General features: G+C 61.6%; 15 protein-coding genes and 1 pseudogene. 7 read left to right on the forward strand and 9 right to left on the reverse strand.

Annotated features, from left to right (window positions below; all coding sequences use genetic code 11):
- Positions 1–186 precede the first annotated feature (186 nt).
- The 5 genes and pseudogenes from AC58X1_RS20505 (at position 187) to fabB (ending at position 6,671) form a co-directional block, all read left to right on the forward strand.
- Positions 187–2,301, forward strand: coding sequence for a TonB-dependent receptor plug domain-containing protein (locus AC58X1_RS20505; protein WP_497429381.1), 2,115 nt, complete (start codon positions 187–189; stop codon positions 2,299–2,301).
- A complete protein-coding gene (locus AC58X1_RS20510; RefSeq protein ID WP_188035669.1) occupies positions 2,301–3,191 on the forward strand; it encodes an ABC transporter substrate-binding protein in 891 nt (296 codons plus the stop codon). The genes AC58X1_RS20505 and AC58X1_RS20510 overlap by 1 nt, the downstream gene beginning before the upstream one ends.
- A pseudogene (locus tag AC58X1_RS20515) lies at positions 3,188–4,696 on the forward strand (ATP-binding protein); the annotation flags it as partial. The gene AC58X1_RS20510 and the pseudogene AC58X1_RS20515, both read left to right, overlap by 4 nt.
- A 227-nt stretch (positions 4,697–4,923) precedes the next feature.
- The gene (gene fabA, locus AC58X1_RS20520; RefSeq protein WP_101318173.1) at positions 4,924–5,439 is read left to right on the forward strand and encodes a 3-hydroxyacyl-[acyl-carrier-protein] dehydratase FabA; all 516 of its coding nucleotides are present in this window, start codon (positions 4,924–4,926) and stop codon (positions 5,437–5,439) included.
- Positions 5,440–5,450: 11 nt separating this feature from the next.
- Complete coding sequence (fabB, locus tag AC58X1_RS20525) at positions 5,451–6,671, forward strand: beta-ketoacyl-ACP synthase I (protein ID WP_101318171.1); 1,221 nt, start codon at positions 5,451–5,453, stop codon at positions 6,669–6,671.
- Between the two features lie 78 nt (positions 6,672–6,749).
- On the opposite strand, the gene AC58X1_RS20530 is transcribed toward fabB, so the two are convergent.
- Positions 6,750–7,754, reverse strand: coding sequence for an amidohydrolase family protein (locus AC58X1_RS20530; protein WP_497429382.1), 1,005 nt, complete (start codon positions 7,752–7,754; stop codon positions 6,750–6,752).
- A gap of 114 nt (positions 7,755–7,868) precedes the next feature.
- On the opposite strand from AC58X1_RS20530, the gene AC58X1_RS20535 reads away from it, so the two are divergent.
- Entirely contained in the window at positions 7,869–8,732 is an 864-nt protein-coding gene (locus tag AC58X1_RS20535; protein WP_150573388.1) for a pirin family protein, read from the forward strand.
- On the opposite strand, the gene AC58X1_RS20540 is transcribed toward AC58X1_RS20535, so the two are convergent.
- From AC58X1_RS20540 to AC58X1_RS20555, 4 genes are all read right to left on the reverse strand, one after another.
- Positions 8,721–9,467, reverse strand: a complete 747-nt coding sequence (locus AC58X1_RS20540; RefSeq protein WP_497429383.1) for a dienelactone hydrolase family protein — start codon at positions 9,465–9,467, stop codon at positions 8,721–8,723. The genes AC58X1_RS20535 and AC58X1_RS20540 overlap by 12 nt on opposite strands.
- 74 nt (positions 9,468–9,541) lie before the next feature.
- Entirely contained in the window at positions 9,542–11,449 is a 1,908-nt protein-coding gene (gene htpG / locus AC58X1_RS20545) for a molecular chaperone HtpG (protein WP_101318162.1), read from the reverse strand.
- A gap of 96 nt (positions 11,450–11,545) precedes the next feature.
- A complete protein-coding gene (locus tag AC58X1_RS20550) occupies positions 11,546–12,004 on the reverse strand; it encodes a PaaI family thioesterase (RefSeq protein WP_101318160.1) in 459 nt (152 codons plus the stop codon).
- A complete protein-coding gene (locus AC58X1_RS20555) occupies positions 12,004–12,480 on the reverse strand; it encodes a PaaI family thioesterase (RefSeq protein WP_497429384.1) in 477 nt (158 codons plus the stop codon). Before AC58X1_RS20555 ends, AC58X1_RS20550 begins: the two co-directional genes overlap by 1 nt.
- A gap of 149 nt (positions 12,481–12,629) precedes the next feature.
- Between AC58X1_RS20555 and AC58X1_RS20560 the strand changes: the two genes are divergently transcribed.
- Entirely contained in the window at positions 12,630–12,896 is a 267-nt protein-coding gene (locus AC58X1_RS20560; protein WP_101318157.1) for a hypothetical protein, read from the forward strand.
- 51 nt (positions 12,897–12,947) lie between these two features.
- On the opposite strand, the gene AC58X1_RS20565 is transcribed toward AC58X1_RS20560, so the two are convergent.
- The 4 genes from AC58X1_RS20565 to AC58X1_RS20580 all read right to left on the reverse strand — a co-directional run bounded on the left by AC58X1_RS20565 (position 12,948) and on the right by AC58X1_RS20580 (position 19,497).
- Positions 12,948–13,712, reverse strand: a complete 765-nt coding sequence (locus AC58X1_RS20565) for a DUF599 domain-containing protein (RefSeq protein ID WP_150573387.1) — start codon at positions 13,710–13,712, stop codon at positions 12,948–12,950.
- Positions 13,713–13,838: 126 nt separating this feature from the next.
- Positions 13,839–15,275, reverse strand: coding sequence for an efflux transporter outer membrane subunit (locus AC58X1_RS20570; protein ID WP_497429385.1), 1,437 nt, complete (start codon positions 15,273–15,275; stop codon positions 13,839–13,841).
- Positions 15,272–18,379: a MexW/MexI family multidrug efflux RND transporter permease subunit gene (locus tag AC58X1_RS20575; RefSeq protein WP_497429386.1), complete on the reverse strand. Its 3,108-nt coding sequence runs from the start codon at positions 18,377–18,379 to the stop codon at positions 15,272–15,274. Before AC58X1_RS20575 ends, AC58X1_RS20570 begins: the two co-directional genes overlap by 4 nt.
- Positions 18,376–19,497, reverse strand: a complete 1,122-nt coding sequence (locus AC58X1_RS20580; protein WP_150573384.1) for an efflux RND transporter periplasmic adaptor subunit — start codon at positions 19,495–19,497, stop codon at positions 18,376–18,378. Before AC58X1_RS20580 ends, AC58X1_RS20575 begins: the two co-directional genes overlap by 4 nt.
- Positions 19,498–19,524 lie beyond the last annotated feature (27 nt).

Raw genomic sequence — 19,524 nt, forward strand, 5'->3', positions numbered from 1 at the left:
ATCCAGTCCGTTAAAGCCAAAGTTGAGTGGCGACGGGCGCATTATACGGGCCAGATGCGGCATAACCAGAGGCACGCGGTGTCAGCCTGTTACTCGCTCGACGGCGTAGCCAGCATGGATGGGGCTGCTGGAAAAACCTCTGCGGTCGGTTAACATGCGCGTTTCCTGCTGAAACAAGGCTGTAACGTGTTGTCTGGCACGCCGCCCTTCCCTCGCCTGCTATTACTGACTGCCCTGCTTGGCGGGCCAGCTGTGGCCGACGACCTGTTTATTGACAACCAGGACCTGCCGCAAGTTCTCACTGCCACCCGACTTAAACAATCTGCAGCCGGCGTACCGGGCAGCATGACTGTGCTCGACAGCCAGTTGATCCGCGCCAGCGGCGCCCGCGACATCCCCGAGCTCTTGCGGCTGGTGCCGGGCATGATGATCGGCTACGGCGCCAGCAACCAGCCGACGGTCAACTACCATGGCAGCAACGTCAGCGAGGCGCGGCGCATGCAGGTGCTGATCGACGGCCGCTCGGTGTACCGCGCAGGCTTGGCCACCGTCGACTGGAGCGATATCCCGGTAGCACTTGAGGATATTGAGCGGATCGAGGTGTTTCGCGGGCCAAACACGGTCAGTTATGGCGCCAATGCCCTGATGGCGGTGGTCAACATCCTCACCCGAAGCCCTGCCGACAGCCAGGGCACGCGCCTCAAGCTGAGCCGCGGGGCGGATGGCGTCAACGACTTTTACGCCAGCCAGGGCTTGGGCTGGGAGGGCGGCGACCTGCGTCTGTCAATGTCCGGCCAGGAGGATGACGGCTTCGATCACGACCAGTCGGGCGCTGACTATCGCGACAGCCGCCGGCTCAACCGGATCAACCTGAGCGTGCTGCAGCAGTTGGCGAGCAACCAGACGCTGGAGTGGCAACTGGCGGTCAAGGAAGGCAGCAATCAGCGCCCCTACACCTATCAGCCGGTGTTTCCCTACGTCACCGCCCGTGGCAACAACGCAGACGTCAAGGCCAAGGACTACGCTGGCTCGCTGCGCTGGAACATTGATTTCAATGATCAGCACAGTCTCTATGTACAGGGCTCGGCGCAGCACTTCGACCGCCAGCAAGTGTGGCGTGCCTGCGATGCGGCATTGTCGTTCAGCCCAGCCTTGACTCGACTGTGGCAGCTCGACTCGAACTACGCCGAGCAGGTCGCCCGCAACATCGTCAACCCGCCGGCCAACAACAATCCTGCGCTGCAGGCACTGCGCGATCAGGTCAAGACCCAGTGGGACAGCCAGGGCGGCAGCCAGGTCGTGTGCGGTGATGTCGACCAAAGCACCCGGGAAACCCGCTACGACCTGGAAATCCAGGACACCCTGAGCCTGACCGACAACCTGCGCCTGCTCAGCGGCGCCAACTTTCGCTATGACCAGGCTGACTCGCAGACCTATTTCAATGGCACCCTGAGCGACCACACCTGGCGCCTGTTCGGCCAGCTGGAATGGCGCGCCGACGAGCACTGGATCATCCAGGGCGGAACCATGTTCGAGGACAGCCGCCTGTCCGGCAGCTCGCTGACGCCGCGCCTGGCGGTCAACTACCTGATCACCCCGCGTCATGGCCTGCGCGCGGTGTATTCCGAAGCAGTGCGCTCACCCGACATGTTCGAGAACAACGTCAACTGGAGCTATACGGTCAATAACCTCAGCCCCTATCAGCCTGGCCTGGGCAGGGGCGAGTACTTCGTCAAGACCCGCGGCCCGGGCGATCTCGATCAGGAGCGGATGCGCTCGCGTGAACTGGGCTACAACGGCAGCTTCAGCGAAATCGGTCTGAACCTTGACCTGAAGGTCTTCTACGACGAAATCAGCGGCATGATCAGCGAGCCGCTGCGCAATAACCAGTACATCGCCAGCAACAGCAACAAGGCCCGTTTCAGCGGCAGTGAGCTGCAACTCGATTGGCACCTTGGCCAGCGTGACCGGCTGCGCCTGACCTACGCTTATGTCGACGCCTGGGCCAGCAACCGCAACGACAGCGAAGCCAGTGCGCGCAATAGCGGCTCTGCCGGCTGGTTGCGCGACTGGGGCGATGGCTGGTCGAGTGCGCTGTTCTACTACGGCGATGACGCGCTTAACCAGTATCGCTATGAGCGGGTTGACCTGCGCCTGGCCAAGCGCTTGCGCATTCGACGCAGCAACCTTGAGCTGGCCGCACTGTGGCAGCAGCGTCTGGACGATGAACCGATCACCCTCGCGCAGAACCGCTACGACAGTCGTCAGCGCCTGAGCGTCAGCGCGGAGCTGGAGTTCTGATGGCGCGCTTGCTCGGTCTGCTGCTGATCTGCCTGTGGCCACTGGCGACACTGTCGGCCAATGAGGTGCTGGTAGTCGGCGCCAGCGACCAGGCTGGAATGCGCAGCTTCGCCCAGGCACTGCAAGTTCGCCGTGGCAATGATCAGGTGCACTTCCAACCCGTCTCAAGCTTGCCGCCACCCAGCCAACTGCCGCGTGACCTGCGCCTGATCCTGCTCGACCGCGCCGCGCTGCAATGGCGCATGAGCGAATCCGCCGGGCCGCGCGCATTGCTCATGCGGGTCAGCCGCGTCGAGGCCGAACATCTGCTGGGGGCAGATCGCCCGGGCTACCTGAGCCTGCTCTGGAACGATCCGCCGTTGGCCCGGCAGTTGCGCCTGACCCGCTTGCTGATGCCGCAGGCACGACGAATCGGCGTGCTCTATGGCCAGCACAGCCACTTTTTGCTCAATGAGTTGCGCCAGGCCGCACGGCCACTGGGGCTTGAGATCGTTGCCCAGCCCTGGCCAGACCTGCGCGACAGCCGCCCGCTACAGCAAGTGCTGGCTGACAGCGACGTACTGCTCGGCCTGGATGACCCTGATCTGTATAACGCCAAGACCGCGAAAAACGTCTTGCTTAGTAGCTACGGCCGGCAAATGGCGCTGATCGGCCCCAACGCCGGTTTTGTCCGTGCCGGCGCCTTGGCCAGCACCTATAGCGACCAGGACGACTGGCTGGCAGTGCTCGACCAATTGCTCGATCAGCCGCCAGCTCGCTGGCCACGCAGCTTGTATCCTGTCCATTTCGGCGTCAGCGGCAACCAACAGGTGGCGCGCGCGCTGGGCCTCGAACCGATCGACCCGCAGGCCGCCGCACTGGCCCTGGCCGCAGGAGAGTCCACCCCATGAGTAAACGCCTGAGCTGGGATATCCATACCCGCACCCAGATCATCAGCCTGGGGCCGGCCCTGCTGCTGACGCTGCTGCTGATCAGCTTCTTCACCTTCGTGCGCATTCAGGATTTGCGTCAGGAGCTCAATCACACCGGGCAACTGATCGCCAATCAGCTGGCCCCGGCTTCCGAATACGGGGTTATCTCAGGCAACAATGAAGTGCTCGACAGCCTGATGCGCGCCACTTTGAGCATCCCCCATGTGCGCTTCCTCGAGGTTCAGGATGGCCGCAACAATATTCTGGTGTATGTCGAGCAGGCCGATGAGAGCGCCAACCGCGCACAGCGGGTCGAGGTGTTCCAGGCGCCGATCCGTCTGCAGCAGATCCGCCTGGACAGTGACTTCCTGCCACCCACCAAGACCACCTTGCCGGGCATCACCGATGATTACCTGGGCCGGGTCATCGTCGGCATGTCCGACGATGCCTTCAACCAGCGCCAGCAGGAGATTGTGATCAAGGCCGGCATCCTCGCCCTGTTTGCCCTGCTCTTCACGTTCCTGGTGGCGCGGCGCCTGGCACGCAGCCTGGCCGAGCCGATCAGCGACATGGGGCTTGCCGTCAAGGCGATTCAGCAAGGCACCTTCAATACCCCGGTGCCGGTGGTCGATGACAACGAACTGGGCAACCTGGCGCGGCACATCAACAACCTCGCCAGCGCCCTTGAGCAGGCCAGCCAGGAGCAGCGTCAGGCAATCGCGCAACTGACCCAGGCGCGCGAGGAAGCCGAACAGGCCAACCGCGCCAAGTCGGACTTTCTGGCGATGATGAGCCACGAGTTGCGCACACCGATGAACGGCGTGCTCGGCATGCTGCAGTTACTGGAAACCACCCAGATGACCGTCGAGCAGGCCGAGTACACCTCTGTCGCCAGTGAATCGACCGGGCATCTGCTCAAAGTCATCAACGACATCCTCGATTTCTCGCGTATCGAGCGCACCCAGCTTGAGCTGGAACACATCGAATTCAGCCTTGGCGAACTGATCACCAGCAGTGTGCAAGCCTTCCAGCACAGCGCCCAGCAGCGTGGCCTGGGCTTGCACCTGCAGTTGCCCGCTGGCGCCGAGCACATGCGCGTCTATGGCGACCCGACGCGGATTCGCCAAATCCTGCTCAACCTGATTGGCAATGCATTGAAATTTACCGAGCAAGGCAGGGTCGAAATCGAGCCGCGCTGGCAATTGGCCGATACGGGTGGGCTATGGTTCACCTGCGCGGTTCGCGACACCGGCATCGGCATCGACGACCAGCATCTGGAAAGCATGTTCGTTGCCTTCCAGCAGGCCGACAGGTCGATCTCGCGCCGCTACGGCGGCACCGGGTTGGGGTTGGCCATCGCGCGAACCCTGGCAGAGCGCATGGGCGGCCGCCTGCACGCACAGAGCCGCGCGGGGCGGGGCTCGACGTTCACCCTGGAAATACCGCTGACGCTTGCGGCCGCGAGCCACCCGGCCAGACAGCCGTGACTGGCGATAAATGTTAAAGTGCGGCAGTCTTAATGCTGGACAGGCGCGCCGCTGGGCCTGAAAATACCGGTTTCAGTGAACACCTGTACTCATTTACCAGGATCACTGTGACTTTCACCACAACGCAATAGTCTATCTGTAGGCTGCCGCCTTGAGCCCTTTGGTGCTCAGGGATGGCCGGGAAGATTCATCCCCTGCCGCATGGGGATTATTGAGGAGCTCGCATGACCAAACAAAACGCCTTTACTCGGGAAGACCTGCTGCGCTGCAGTCGCGGTGAGCTGTTCGGCCCAGGTAACGCGCAACTGCCCGCCCCCAACATGTTGATGGTTGATCGCATCACGCATATCAGCGAGGAAGGCGGCAAGTTCGGCAAAGGTGAATTGGTCGCTGAGCTGGATATCACTCCAGACCTGTGGTTCTTTGCCTGCCACTTCGAAGGTGATCCGGTCATGCCGGGCTGCCTGGGCCTCGATGCCATGTGGCAGCTGGTCGGCTTCTTCCTCGGCTGGCAGGGCTTGCCGGGTCGCGGTCGCGCACTGGGCTCTGGCGAAGTGAAATTCTTCGGCCAGGTGTTGCCTACTGCGAAGAAAGTCACCTACAACATTCATATCAAGCGCGTCCTGAAAGGCAAGCTGAACATGGCCATCGCCGATGGCTCGGTCAGTGTCGACGGCCGCGAGATCTACACGGCCGAAGCCCTCCGGGTCGGCGTGTTCACCTCCACTGACAATTTCTAAGGGTTATTCGCATGCGCCGCGTCGTTATCACTGGTCTGGGCATCGTATCGTGCCTGGGCAATGACAAAGAGACCGTCACCGAAAACCTGCGCAAGAGCCGTCCGGGCATTCGTTTCAACCCGGAATACAAGGAAATGGGGCTGCGCAGCCAGGTTTCCGGTTCCATCGACCTGAACCTCGAAGAACTGATCGACCGCAAGGTGTTCCGCTTCGTCGGTCACGCCGCTGCCTACGCCTACCTGGCGATGCAGGACGCGATCAAGGATTCGGGGTTGAGCGAAGAGCAGGTTTCCAACCCACGCACCGGCCTGGTAGCAGGCTCCGGCGGCGCATCGACCCTGAACCAGATGGAAGCGCTGGACACCCTGCGCGAGAAAGGCGTCAAGCGCGTCGGTCCGTACCGGGTTACCCGCACCATGGGCAGCACCGTTTCCGCGTGCCTGGCCACGCCGTTCAAGATCAAGGGTATCAACTACTCGATCTCGTCGGCCTGCGCCACCAGTGCACACTGCATCGGTACCGCTCTGGAGCAGATCCAGTGGGGCAAGCAGGACATCGTCTTTGCCGGTGGCGGTGAAGAAGAGCACTGGAGCCAGTCGTTCCTGTTCGATGCCATGGGCGCCCTGTCGACCAAGCGCAACGAAACGCCTGAGCTGGCTTCGCGCGCCTACGACGCTGACCGTGACGGTTTCGTCATCGCTGGCGGCGGCGGCATGGTCGTGGTCGAAGAGCTGGAACACGCCCTCGCCCGCGGTGCCAAGATCTACGCTGAAATCGTCGGCTACGGTGCCACCTCCGACGGTTACGACATGGTCGCTCCGAGCGGCGAAGGCGCGATCCGCTGCATGCAGCAGGCGCTGTCGACCGTTGATACACCAATCGACTACCTCAACACTCACGGCACCTCGACTCCGGTCGGCGACGTCGCCGAGATGAAAGGTGTGCGTGAAGTGTTCAAGGACAAGGCACCGAAGATCAGCTCGACCAAGAGCCTGTCCGGCCACTCGCTGGGCGCCGCTGGCGTGCACGAGGCGATCTACTGCCTGCTGATGATGGAAAACAACTTCATCGCCGGCTCCGCCAACATCGATGAGCTGGACCCGGAAGTTGCTGACCTGCCGATCCAGCGTGAAACCATCGAAAACGCGAAGATCGACACCGTCATGAGCAACAGCTTCGGCTTCGGCGGCACCAACGCCACCCTGGTGCTCAAGCGCTGGGAAGGCAAATAAGGCCTGACTGCTGCACTGAAAACGCCCCGACTGGTTCGGGGCGTTTTTGTTTTCGGCGTTTGCGTTGCCTGGCGCGGCTCAGTGCCCCATGGGCAGCACCGCCAGGAAGTTGTCCCGCGCCACCTTGTGCGCCACCTCTTCGCTCAAGGCATCCAGGAATGGATCGAAGCCATGCAGCTCCTTGCCCAGGCTGTCGAACCGACCAACCACATCCGAACCCAACATGAACCGGTCAGGGTACTGCTCGACCAACTCGACCCAGGCCTTGCGCGGCTTGCCTGCATCGTCGAGCAGATACGGCTCGAGCACACTCCAGGACAAGTCGATGTACAGGTTCGGATAGTCCTTCAACAATCGCGTTACTACCGGCAAGAGAAAGTCCATCTGCGTCTGATGGCGATGAATCTCCATGCTGGTACCGGCATGCGCCCAGATGAATCGTGTGTGCGGATGGTTGCGCAGGGGCTCTTCCAGCTCGGCCAGGTACAGTGGGTTGCGCTCGCGCTTGGAGGTGATGTTGGAGTGGATCAGCACGGGCAGGTCACGTTCTGCGGCCAGGTGATAAATCCGTGTCATGGCCTCGTTGTTGGCCCTCGGCGTATCGCCGCTGGTCAGCGCAGTAAGGTCGTCATGGCGGGTGAACACCTCGCCGATGCCCTGCCACATTCCCGGGTACAGCTCGAGCATACGCTCGATGTGGCTGGCTGCATTCTTGTCGACCGGATTGAAGCCGGTCAGGAATGGATGGAAGCGCTTGCGCTGTTCGGCCGGCAGCTTTTCCAATGCGGCCGCCACATAGACGTCAGTGGCGCTGTACCAGTAGGCATCGGCATCATCACCGGCGTAGTAGCGCGGGCGCTTGGGTTCGTCCTCGTGCCACTTCTTCGCCACTGACACCCCGGAAATCATCGACTGGTCGATACCGGCATCGTCCATCGCCGCAAGCAGGGCCGGCATGCCCTCGGATTCCTGGAAAAAGTCGACGTAATGCAGATGGGCATCGCTGTAGCGGTAGTCGCGCGCCTGCGCCGCGTGGCACAGCAGGCCCGAGACCAGCACCGCAGCCAGTGCTCTGGCGATCATGGCAGTTTCCTTGAGCTGATTCGAACAGAGTAGACCCGCGCCTGGTGGCCACGGTTCAGCAATGGCTGGCAAACCGCTATGCTTGCAGCCTCAGCCCTGTGCCTGGAGCCATGCATGAGCCGCCCGTTGATCATCCGCCCACGCGCCGAAACCATCGCAGGCCAGCCCATTCTGCGGCCGCTACCCTCGGCGCAGTGCCGCAGCGTCGGCCCGTTTGTGTTCTTCGACCATATGCTGGCAACCGACTACGCTGCGGGCAGTGGCATGGATATCCACCAACATCCACACATCGGCCTGGCGACCCTGACCTACCTGTTCGAAGGCGAACTGCTGCACAAGGACAGCATTGGCTCTGATCAACGTGTGCGGCCTGGCGAGGTCAGCTGGATGAGCGCCGGTCGTGGCGTGGCCCATGTCGAGCGCACGCCGGCCGAGCTGGTCGCAAGCGGCTCACGCCTGCATGGGCTGCAGGTGTGGCTGGCGGCGCCGCGTGAACACGAGCAGGCACTGCCCAGTTACAGCCATCACTGCGCAGCGAGCTTGCCGGTCAGCGACACCCTGGGGGTGCGTATCTGTCTGATTGCCGGTCAAGGCTTTTGCCTTGAATCGCCGGTACCGGTGCTCTCCCCTACCCTGTACGCGCACATCGGCATGCAACCGGCAACCAGCCTGCTGATCCCCACTGAACATACTCAGCGTGCGCTGTATCTGCTGGAGGGCGAGGTGTTGCTCGATGATGAGCCGGTCGAGCCGCACAGCTTGCTGGTGCTGCCAGAAGGCGAGGAACTGACGCTGTACGCGCAAGGTGAATGCCAACTGGCACTGATCGGCGGCGCCCCTCTGGATGGGCCACGGCGGATGAACTGGAACTTTGTTGCCAGCGACCCGGCACTGATCGAACAGGCACGGGCCAACTGGGCAGCCGGGCAATGGCCAGTGGTAGCCGGAGAAACCCAGCGGATCGAGTTACCCCGCTAGCGAAGCAGGATCCGGTTTGAACACTTCTTCGAGCAGATTATGCATAGCCTTGAACGCGCGCTGCGAGGTGCGCCAGTCAAACTGCATCTTGCCCGGTACGTTTGCCGCCGGGTCGGTGAACGAATGCACCGCACCGCCGTAGCTGACCAGTTGCCAATCGACCTTGGCCGCGTTCATTTCCTGCTCGAAGGCAGGTAGCTGCTCGCGGGGTACCAGTGGATCGCTGGCGCCGTGCAGCACCAGTACCGAACCTTTGATGTTGCCGGCATCAGCGCTATCAGGTGTGTCGAGGGTGCCGTGGAAGGAGACAGTGGCTTTCAGATCAGCGCCACTGCGGGCCAGCTCCAGTGCACAGCAACCACCAAAACAGAAGCCGAACGCCGCCACCTTGCCCGGCGCCAGCAGCGCCCTGGACTGCCCCAGCAACTGGGCCAGGGCGGCATGCATGCGCTTGCGCAGCTCACCACGCTCGTTTTTCAGCGGCATCATGGCGGCGCCCGCTTCATCTGCATTGGTCGGCCGCACCGACTGCCCATAGAGGTCGGCGATCAGCACCACATAGCCCTTCTCGGCGACTTCCCTGGCAATGCGCTCGGCACCTTCGCCGATGCCCATCCAGTTCGGCGCCATCAGCAGAGCAGGTTTTGCTTCTGTGCCTGGGGCGTATACCAAGCGGCTCTCGTAAGCCTTGCCGGCGTGGTGATAGACCAACGATTCGACGATTGCTTTGCTCATCAAGCTTCTCCTTGTCCTGGTACAAAAGACCGTAATAAAAAAGCCCGCCGAAGCGGGCTTATTCAGCGCTTATCTCAAGCAGACAGCTCGACCAGCAGCTTGTTCAGGCGACGCACATACGCCGCAGGGTCCTTGAGGCTGTCGCCAGCGGCCAAGGCAGCCTGATCGAAGAGGATGTGCGAAAGCTCGCCGAAACGATCCTCGCTCTGCTCGTGATCGAGTTTCTCGATCAGCGGGTGAGCCGGGTTGAATTCGAAGATAGGCTTCGAATCCGGCACTTTCTGCCCGCTGGCCTCGAGAATCTGACGCATCTGCAGGCCCAGGTCCTGCTCACCGATGGCCAGGATGGCTGGCGAGTCGGTCAGGCGATGGGAAACACGCACTTCAGCAACACTGTCACCCAGCGCAGCTTTCAGACGCTCGACCAGACCTTCTTTTTCCTTGGCGACTTCTTCCTGGGCTTTCTTGTCTTCTTCCGAATCCAGCTTGCCCAGGTCAAGGTCACCGCGGGCAACATCGACAAAGCTCTTGCCGTCGAAGTCGCTCAGGTAGCTCATCAGCCACTCGTCGATACGGTCGGTCAGCAGCAGCACTTCGATGCCTTTCTTGCGGAAGACCTCAAGGTGCGGGCTGTTCTTGACCTGCGCGTAGGTTTCGCCGGTGAGGTAGTAGATCTTGTCCTGACCTTCTTTGGCACGGGCCAGGTAGTCAGCCAGCGACACACTTTGCTCGCCGCTGTCGTCGTGGGTTGAAGCAAAGCGCAGCAGGCCGGCGATCTTCTCTTTGTTGGCGAAATCTTCTGCCGGGCCTTCCTTGAGGACCTGGCCGAAGTTCTTCCAGAAGCCCTTGTATTGCTCGGGTTCGTTCTTCGCCAGCTTCTCGAGCATGTCCAGCACACGCTTGGTCAGCGCGGTTTTCATCGAGTCGATGATCGGGTCTTTCTGCAGGATCTCGCGCGAAACGTTCAGCGACAGGTCATTGGAGTCAACCACGCCCTTGATGAAACGCAGGTACAACGGCAGGAACGACTCGGCCTGGTCCATGATGAACACGCGCTGCACGTACAGCTTCAGGCCACGCGGCGCTTCGCGCTGGTATAGGTCGAACGGCGCGCGGGCCGGGACGTACAGCAGCGAGTTGTATTCGAGCTTGCCTTCGACCTTGTTGTGGCTCCAGGCCAGCGGGTTTTCGAAGTCATGGCCGATGTGCTTGTAGAACTCCTGGTATTCCTCGTCCTTGACCTCTGTACGCGGACGGGTCCACAGGGCGCTGGCGCGGTTGACGGTTTCCCATTCCTGCGCCGGTGCGGCTTCGCCTTCAGCGGCTTCGGCCTGCTCTTTAGGCAGCTGGATTGGCAGGGCAATGTGGTCGGAGTACTTCTTCACGACGTTGCGCAGGCGCCAGCCGTCAGCAAACTCCTGTTCTTCCTTCTTCAGGTGCAGAACGATGCGCGTGCCGCGTTGTGGCTTGTCGATGGTGGCAACTTCGAATTCGCCCTCGCCTTTCGACGACCAGTGCACGCCTTCAGCAGCTGGCTGACCAGCACGACGGCTGTAGACGTCGACCTGGTCGGCGACGATGAACGCCGAATAGAAGCCCACGCCGAACTGACCGATCAGGTGCGAATCCTTTTTCTGGTCGCCGCTGAGGTTTTTCATGAAATCGGCAGTGCCGGACTTGGCAATGGTGCCCAGGTGCGCAATGACATCTTCACGGCTCATGCCGATGCCGTTGTCTTCCAGGGTCACGGTGCCGGCCTCGGCATCGAAGCTGACGCGGATTTTCAGGTCGGCGTCGCCCTCGAGCAGCTCTGGCTTGGCCAGGGCTTCGAAACGCAGCTTGTCAGCGGCGTCGGAGGCGTTGGAAATCAGCTCGCGAAGGAAAATTTCCTTGTTCGAGTACAGCGAGTGGATCATGAGGTGCAGCAGTTGCTTTACCTCGGTCTGGAAGCCCAGGGTTTCTTTTTGTGTCTCCACACTCATGGTCTTCAAAACTCCGATCTGATGGCAATGGTCGCCTGGCAGGCCGCGGTGGCCGGCGTTTACGGCGGGATGTCCAACAGATGGGGGCATGGCGGACTATTTCAAGGGCTTTTCCGGTTCGATCTTGAAATGAGCACGGGCCATGGCGATCGGCAGGTTGCGATCGTCCTGCCAGGCACTGATCGCGACATTGGTCACCCGCCGCCCCTGGCGCCAGAGCTGGCAGCTGGCGTAGGTGTCGCGCAGATAGCCGGCACGCAGGTAGTCGATGGAGAAATCGATGATTTTCGGAATGCTCGCGCTTTCGCTATAGACCAGCAGGTAGAGCGCTGCCGAGAGCTCCATGAAACCTGCGATGACACCACCATGAATGGCCGGCAACAGCGGATTGCCGACATTGTCGGCACTGGCCGGCAAGCGGAACAACAGCTGCTCGCCCTGGCGCTCGCACTCGATACCGATGAGCCCTGCATAAGGAATCAATGACAGCAGTGGTGCGTAATCACCCACAGCGTGGGCCTGATTGAGGCGCTGGCGAACGTCTGCCGGAATCATCAGCTCTGCCCTCCATCAAGCTTGCCAGCAAAGCGGATACCACCCCTGGCCTGCTGACCCAGGCGCATGAAAGTCCCCACCACCTGGCAGATAGGCTGCTCGGGGTCATCCTGATAGGCCATGCCACGGGTGAAAATCACATCGCGGGTGACACGATAACAATGCGCGTGGCCGTAGATATCCTTGCCGGCCTCGGCGGGGTGCATATAGTCGATGCGCAGATCCAGGGTCGGGCACACTTCGAACTGCGCCAAAGAACACAAAGTGGCCATGCCGCAGGTGGTGTCCATCAACGTGGTCAGCGCGCCGCCATGGACTGCACCGGTCTGTGGATTGCCAACCAGCAGCGGCGACCAAGGTAGCACCAGGGTCATGCCGCCAGCATCAGCTTGATGCACGCGCATGTTCAATAACTGGCAATGCCGGAGTGCCGACAGAAAGCGTTCAGCCATGGCCGTCAGAGACGAATCGATCACCGGTAAGCCCTCGTTGGCGTGACAGCACAAGCGCGTTGAAAATTCCAGAGTGGACGCGCACTTATATATCTGTAATCTCTGTGGAACTAATTTCGCGCACTTGAACTCGAAGGTTCAAGTAAGTTATTCCACCCAAGGAGAGACACCCCATGCGTAAACCTTTTGCTTTTGCTCTGATGCTGGCTGCTGCCATGGGCCTGGCTGCTTGCGACAAGGCAAGCGAAAACAAGGCTCAAGATGCACAGGAACACGCTGAGCAAGCCCAGGAAAAAGCGGGCGAAGCTCAGGATAAGATGAATGAAGCTGCCAAGGAAAACGCCGAAGCTGCCAAAGACCAGGCTGAAGCGCAGCAAAAAGCAGCTGAAGAAGCTGCTGACAAAGGCGAGCCGGCCCCGACTGCACCAGTCAAGCCGTAATCGCAGCACATTAAAAAACCCGACATTGTCGGGTTTTTTTATGCCTGAAGTTTAACGATTAACCGTTTCAGTCAACACCGCGGTCGGCTCTTTCGGCGCGTCAGCAGGGACACTTTCAGTCGGCGTGAACACCATCACTTCCAATACATCGGAGTGGAACTCGCGGCGATAAAGAATCAGCACTACGCCCAAGCTGACGACCATGAACAGCCACGGGTTGATGAACCAGGTCAACATGGCCATGCCGAAGTAATAGGCGCGCAAGCCCAAGTTGAACTGGTTGGCCGCAAGTGACAGCACCCGTGCTGCCCGCGCGGCAAATGCCTTGCGCTCAAGCTCGTTGACCAGGCGCTCGCCGATCATCGGCGCCGAGCCCACCAGCACCGCTGCAAAGTTGTACTGGCGCATGCACCAGCTGAAGGTGAAGAAGGCGTAGACGAACACCGCCGCCAGGCCCAACAGCTTCACTTCCGACATGCCCTGCGAAGCCACCTGCACATACGGCAGGTCGGCCAGCAGCGATACGGCGCGGTCCGACGCCCCCAGCACCGTGAGGATACCGGCAAGGATGATCAACGTGCTGGAAGCGAAGAACGATGCATTGCGCTCAAGGTTGCCGATCACACTGGCATCGGCAATGCGGTTGTCGCGCAGCAACATGCGCCGCATCCAGTCTTCCCGATAGAGGTGCAGAACGCTGGCCAGGCAGGCCGTATCGCGGCCCTTCCAGATTGCGTAGCGGGTGTAACCACCCCAGCACAGGGCAAACCAGCAGACTGCCAACAGGTTGCTCAGGTTGCTTTGGATAAAGCTCATGCAGGTTCTCGACCGTTCAGGTGCACAAAAGGATATCGGTTTCGACGCCCGAATGTGGCAAAAGACACGCGTTGAACTACAAAAGCTGCGCCCCCTCGCCAACCACCCAGGTTGCCACGCTTCGGCTCACACGCCTGCACCTGCAGTGAGCGCCTGCGGCGCATGACCAGGGCCTGCTGCACCCCAACCCAATGCCTTGTAAAGGGCGATGACGTGGACATACGAGGCTGTCTCCGCCTGGGCAAGCTCCTGCTGGATCTCGAACAGGGCGCGTTGATTTTCCAGCACTGCCACGTAGCTGCCCGAGCCCGCGCGATAGCGCGCCATCGCGATGTCGAGTGCTGCCTGGCCATGAGTGGCCGATTGCAGCATCCTGGCCACACGCGTTTGTTGCTGGGTGAGCTGGGTAACAGCGTGCTCAACCTCCTCCTGAGCCTGCAGCAAGGACTGCTCGTAGCCTGCCAGGGCGCCCTCCGATAGCGCCTGCGCCCCGCGCAAGCGCGCACGCGCGCTGCCCAGGCGCAGTGCAGGCCAGCTGACGCCAGGCGCAACCTCGAATGCGCGTGATGCGCTGCCGATGGTGTTGCCGCCCAGGGCGATGAACCCGATGAAGCCACCCAGGTCCACACGCGGGTACAGTTCGGCAGTCGCAGCGCCGACGTCTTCAGTGCTCGCTGCCAGCAAGCGCTCGGCACGCACCACGTCGGGCCTGGCGCGGATCAGGCGATCGACGTCGCCCAGCGGTAATTGCCTGACCAGAGGTGGCGATGATGGCGCGTCGAAGTTGACTGAATGGTGGCCTGGCCGATAACCCGTCAGCACATCGAGCCGTAAGCGCATTTGCTCAAGCATTACTGCCAGCGGCGGAATGGCGGCCTCGCTGCGCAACAGGTTGGCTCGGGCGTTCTCCAGATCCTCCGGGGAGCCGCTGCCCGACATTACGCGGGCCTGGACCAACTGCAGCGTTTCTTGCCAGCTCTGTGCCTGCGCTCGAGCCAGTTGCAGTCTGTGCTGCGCGCCTTGGCCCTCGTAATAGGCACGCGCAACTTCGGCGGCAATGGTCAGTTGGATCAAGTCCAATTCTGCCTGCATTGCCTGCGAACGAGCTTGTGCCGACTGGCTCAGGCGGTTCAGACGCCCGAACAAATCGATCTCCCACTGAGCATCGAAACCTGTCCGCCAGCTTTCGCTCAGCCTGCGTTCGACCTTACCGTCAGCGTCGGCTTGTTGCGCGATGCTGCGCAGATAGCCAGCTTGCGCGGTGACGGTGGGCAGTCGATCCAGGCGGCGTTCATCGGACACCGCGCGAGAAGCCTGCAGGTTGGCCTGGGCCTGGCGAATGTCATGGTTGTGCGTCAGTGCCGTGGAGATAAGCTGAGTGAGCCGCTGTTCATCAAAGAACGTCCACCACGGCGCCTGACTCAGGGCCGCATTGAACTGGCTCGCCTGCTTGCTCTGCACTGCAATCGGCGGCGTGACAGGTTGAACGTATTGCGGTCCTACCGCGCAGCCGAGCACCGCGCTGACACTGGCCATCAAGACCCATGGGTACAGTTTTTTCATGATGCGCTCCCCTGCTCCGCTGCGCCCTCACAAGTATCGACTTCGGCAAGTTGTCGTGCGCGAAGGGTCGTGGCGCTGGCCGAGTGGTTGCGGGCCAGCAGCGTGTACACCGTGGGCAACACGAACAAGGTGAAAAGCGTACCGACCAGCATCCCCGACACGATCACCACACCCAACCCGAAGCGGCTATTAGCACCCGCACCACTGGCGAACAACAAAGGCACCAGCCCCACCACCATTGCCGCAGTGGTCATCAGCACCGGCCGCAGGCGAATCTGTGCCGCACGCAGAATGGCCGTGTGCCGGTTCAGCCCTTCATGCGCCTGCAGCTCATTGGCGAACTCGACCATGAGGATGCCGTGCTTGCTGATCAGACCAATCAGGGTCACCAAGCCGATTTGGGTATAGATGTTCAAGGTGGCAAAGCCCAGCGCCAACGGCAGCAATGCGCCGCAAAGCGATAGCGGCACGGTGATCAGGATGATCAATGGGTCGATCAGGCTTTCGTACTGTGCGGCCAGCACCAGGTAAATGATCACCAGCGCCGCGAGGAACGCGAACACCAGCGCGCTGCCTTCATGCACGTACTGGCGGGCATCGGATTGCCAGTCATGGCTGAAGCCGGCCGGCAGGCTACTCGCCACCCCCTCAAGAAAGGCCACGGCCTCGCCAAGTGATACACCCGCCGCAGGGATGGCCTGCAAGGTAGCGGCATTTTGCTGGTTGAACTGCGTCAACTTGTTGGGCTCTACCTGCATCGCTACCTGCACGACGGTCGACAGCGGCACCAGCGTTTGATCCTGTGTGCGCACGAACTGGCGCGCCAACCCCTGCGGAGTAAGGCGCTGATTGCCCACGCTCTGCGGAATTACATCATAGGAGCGGCCCTCCAGGCCGAAACGGTTGACGTAGTTCTCACCGACCAGTACCGCCAGCGATTCACCGATGTCCTGCATGCTTATACCAAGGCTGTTGGCCTTGGCGCGATCAATGCGCACCTGCACCACCGGACTGTTGTAATCGAGGTCACTGTCGACCACGGCAAACAGGCCGCTGTCTCGTGCGCGCTGTTTGATCTCCTCCATTGTCTGGTAAAGCAGCGCATGGCCCTGTGGACTGCGCAGCACCATCTGCACCGGCAGGCCGCCGGTAGAACCGGGCAACGCCGCTAACTGGAAGGCAAAGATACTGGTGCCTTCGACTTCATTGACGGCGCCCTGCAGTTGCGCCTGGATCTGCGCGGCTGATCGCTCGCGCTCGCCCCAGGTCGACAGGTTGATGCCACCAATGCTGGAGGCCACGCCGTCGCTGCCGTTGATGATCCAGGTGCTGACGGTCTCCGGGATGCTTGCGTAGACGGCATCGAGTTTATGGGCAAAACGTTCCACATAGTCCAGATTTGCATGCTGCGGCGCCTTGATCGCAGTCAGCACGTTGGCCTGATCCTCAGCGGGTGCCAGCTCGCGCTGCGGCAACTGATACAGCAGCGGCAGGCTCACGCACACCAGCAGCGCGAACCCGGCGGTGACCCAGCGGTGGCTCAGCGAAATACTCAACAGCTGGCCATAGTGTCGCGTCAAACCAGCAAAGAACTGCTCGGCGGCATGCGCCATGCGCCCTTCCTGCTGTCTGGCTGGCAACAGCAACGAGCTCATGACCGGCGACAGGGTCAGGGCAACCACGCCCGACACCACCACCGCGCCGGCCAGGGTCAAAGCAAACTCCTTGAACAATGCGCCCGTCAGGCCGGCCATCAGCCCAATCGGCGCATACACCGCCGCGAGGGTAATGGTCATGGCGATCACCGGCCCGGCCACCTCACGCGCGCCGATCAACGCAGCGGCGACCGGTGACTTGCCCGCCGCGATGTGCCGATGGACGTTTTCGACCACCACGATGGCATCGTCCACCACCAGCCCGATGGCCAGCACCATGGCCAGCAGCGTCAGCAAGTTGATGCTGAAGCCGAAGGCCAGCATCAAACCTGCGGCGCCCAGCATCGACAGCGGAATGGTCGCCACCGGGATCAACACGGTGCGCAACGAGCCAAGGCACAGATAGATCACCACCACGACCACGAGCAAGGCTTCGAGCAAGGTGTGAATGACCTCATCGATCGACGCCTCGATGAACCGCGAAGTCTCGAAGGCCAGTTCGACCTGCACGCCGGGCGGCAGGGTCTGGCGGATCTGCGGCAGCAGCTCCTTGATCCCTGCGACGATCACCAGCGGGTTGCCAGCCGGGGTCGGAAACAGCCCCAAGTGTACCGCGGGCGTGCCATCCATCAAGCCGCTGGTTTCCGACGCTGCTGCTCCCAGCTCGACCGTGCCGACGTCCTTCAACTTCACCAGGCGGTTGCCGTCGTTGTGAATTACCAGCTCGCGAAATTCGGCGACGCTGGCAAGATCGGTATTGACCCGCACGCTCGACACCACGTATTGGCCCTTGACCTTGCCGGGTGCGGCCTGAAAGTTGTTGCGCCGCACAGCCTGCGCGACATCGGCAGCGGTCAACCCGCGTGCAGCCAAGCGGTCGGCGTCCAGCCACAACCGCATCGCGAGCCGTTGCCCGCCGAATACCTCGACCTTGGCAACGCCTTCGATGGTGGAGAACATCGGCTCCACCACCCGCGCCAGGTAGTCGGTCATCGCTGGCGTAGCGAGCGTTGCGCTGGAGAAACCAACATAAGCGACGGCGGTGGAGTCGCCGGACGAGCGTTCGATCACCGGGTCATAGGCCTGAGCCGGCAGCTTGTAGCGAACCTGATTGACCTTGGCCATGACCTCGGTCAGCGCCTGGGTCGAGTCGCGGTTGAGCTCCATCCTGAGAGTGACCAGGCTGCGCCCCTGCACCGAGGAGGACGATAGATAGTCAATGCCCTCGACGGACGACACCGCTTGCGCAATCGGCTGGGTAACGAAGCCTTGCATCAGCTCCGACGATGCTCCCGGATACTCGGTCATGACCGTGATGGTCGAGCTTTCCAGCATGGGGTATTGGCGGATCGGCAGCTTGCCCACTGCGAGCAAGCCCAGCAGCAGAATCAGCGTGCTGACCACCAAGGCGAGCACCGGGCGGCGCACGAAAACATCGGTAAATTTCATGGCGACACCTGTGCGATATCGCTGGCAAGCGGATCTGGTGCGGCCAAGGTGTCATGCGTGACCTCCTCGACGGCCATGCCATCGCTGAGCTTGAGCTGCCCGGAGGTGACCACCCGATCTCCTTCGCGCAGGCCCTTGTCGATCTCCACGCGACCATCGCGCCGCTCGCCGGCCTCGACGGCGACACGCTTGACCACCAGCATCTGCTGGTCGTTGCGTTCCGCCACGAATACCGTGTCGCCATAGGCTGTGTAAGTCACCGCCGTTTCCGGAATGGTGAGCACCGGCTGCGTCTCGGCGAGCGCCACCTGGATGCTCGCGTACATACCGGCCTTGAGCAGGCTGTCGGGGTTGGTCAGCGTGGCTTGCACCTGGACCGTACGCGAGCGGTCGATCAACGGATCAATCGCGCTTACCTTTGCCTGGAAACTGCGACCAGGATAAGCATCGACCAGTAGCTCGACCGGCTGCCCGACGTAGAGGCCTGGGCTGCTTTGCTCGGCGAGCGAGAAGTTGGCGTGAAGCGTGCGCGCGTCGACCAGGCTGACGATTGCATCACCAGCGTTCAGGTACTGGCCTTCATGCACACGGCGGATGCCAACCACCCCGGAGAATGGCGCACGAATAGCCTTTTGTGCGATCAACGCCTCATTCTGCCGTAGCGCGCCGAGGGCCATGTCATGTGCCGCGCGTGCGTCGTCGAGCTGCTCCTGGGTCGCGGCGTTTTGCGCGACCAGGCTGCGGGTGCGTGCGAGCGCTGTCTGCGCGTTACGCAGCTGTGCCTGAAGGCGTATGCGCTCGGCTTGCTCGGGTGCGTCATTGAGCTGCAGCAGTAACTCACCTGCGGCCACCGCCTGCCCCGAGGTGAACGAGATCTTGGTCACTCGACCACCGACCTCCGCCGGCACCTGCACCTGGCGAGTGGCTTCCAGCCCGGCGATTCCGGAGATGCTACTCGAAGCGTTGCCGTGCTCGACGGTAGCGAGCGCGACCTTGGTCAATGCAGTCACTCCAGCTGTGTCTGCAGTGTCTTTGAAATTACCCGCTGCGTAGAGCGCAGCGCACAGGATGAGGGCACACGCTGCGATGGCGAGGGCACGGGTCGTTTTTGTATGCATGGCGAAGAGGCTCTTGGTCTCGGACTT

The organism is Pseudomonas sp. PGPR N4 (assembly GCF_059693665.1).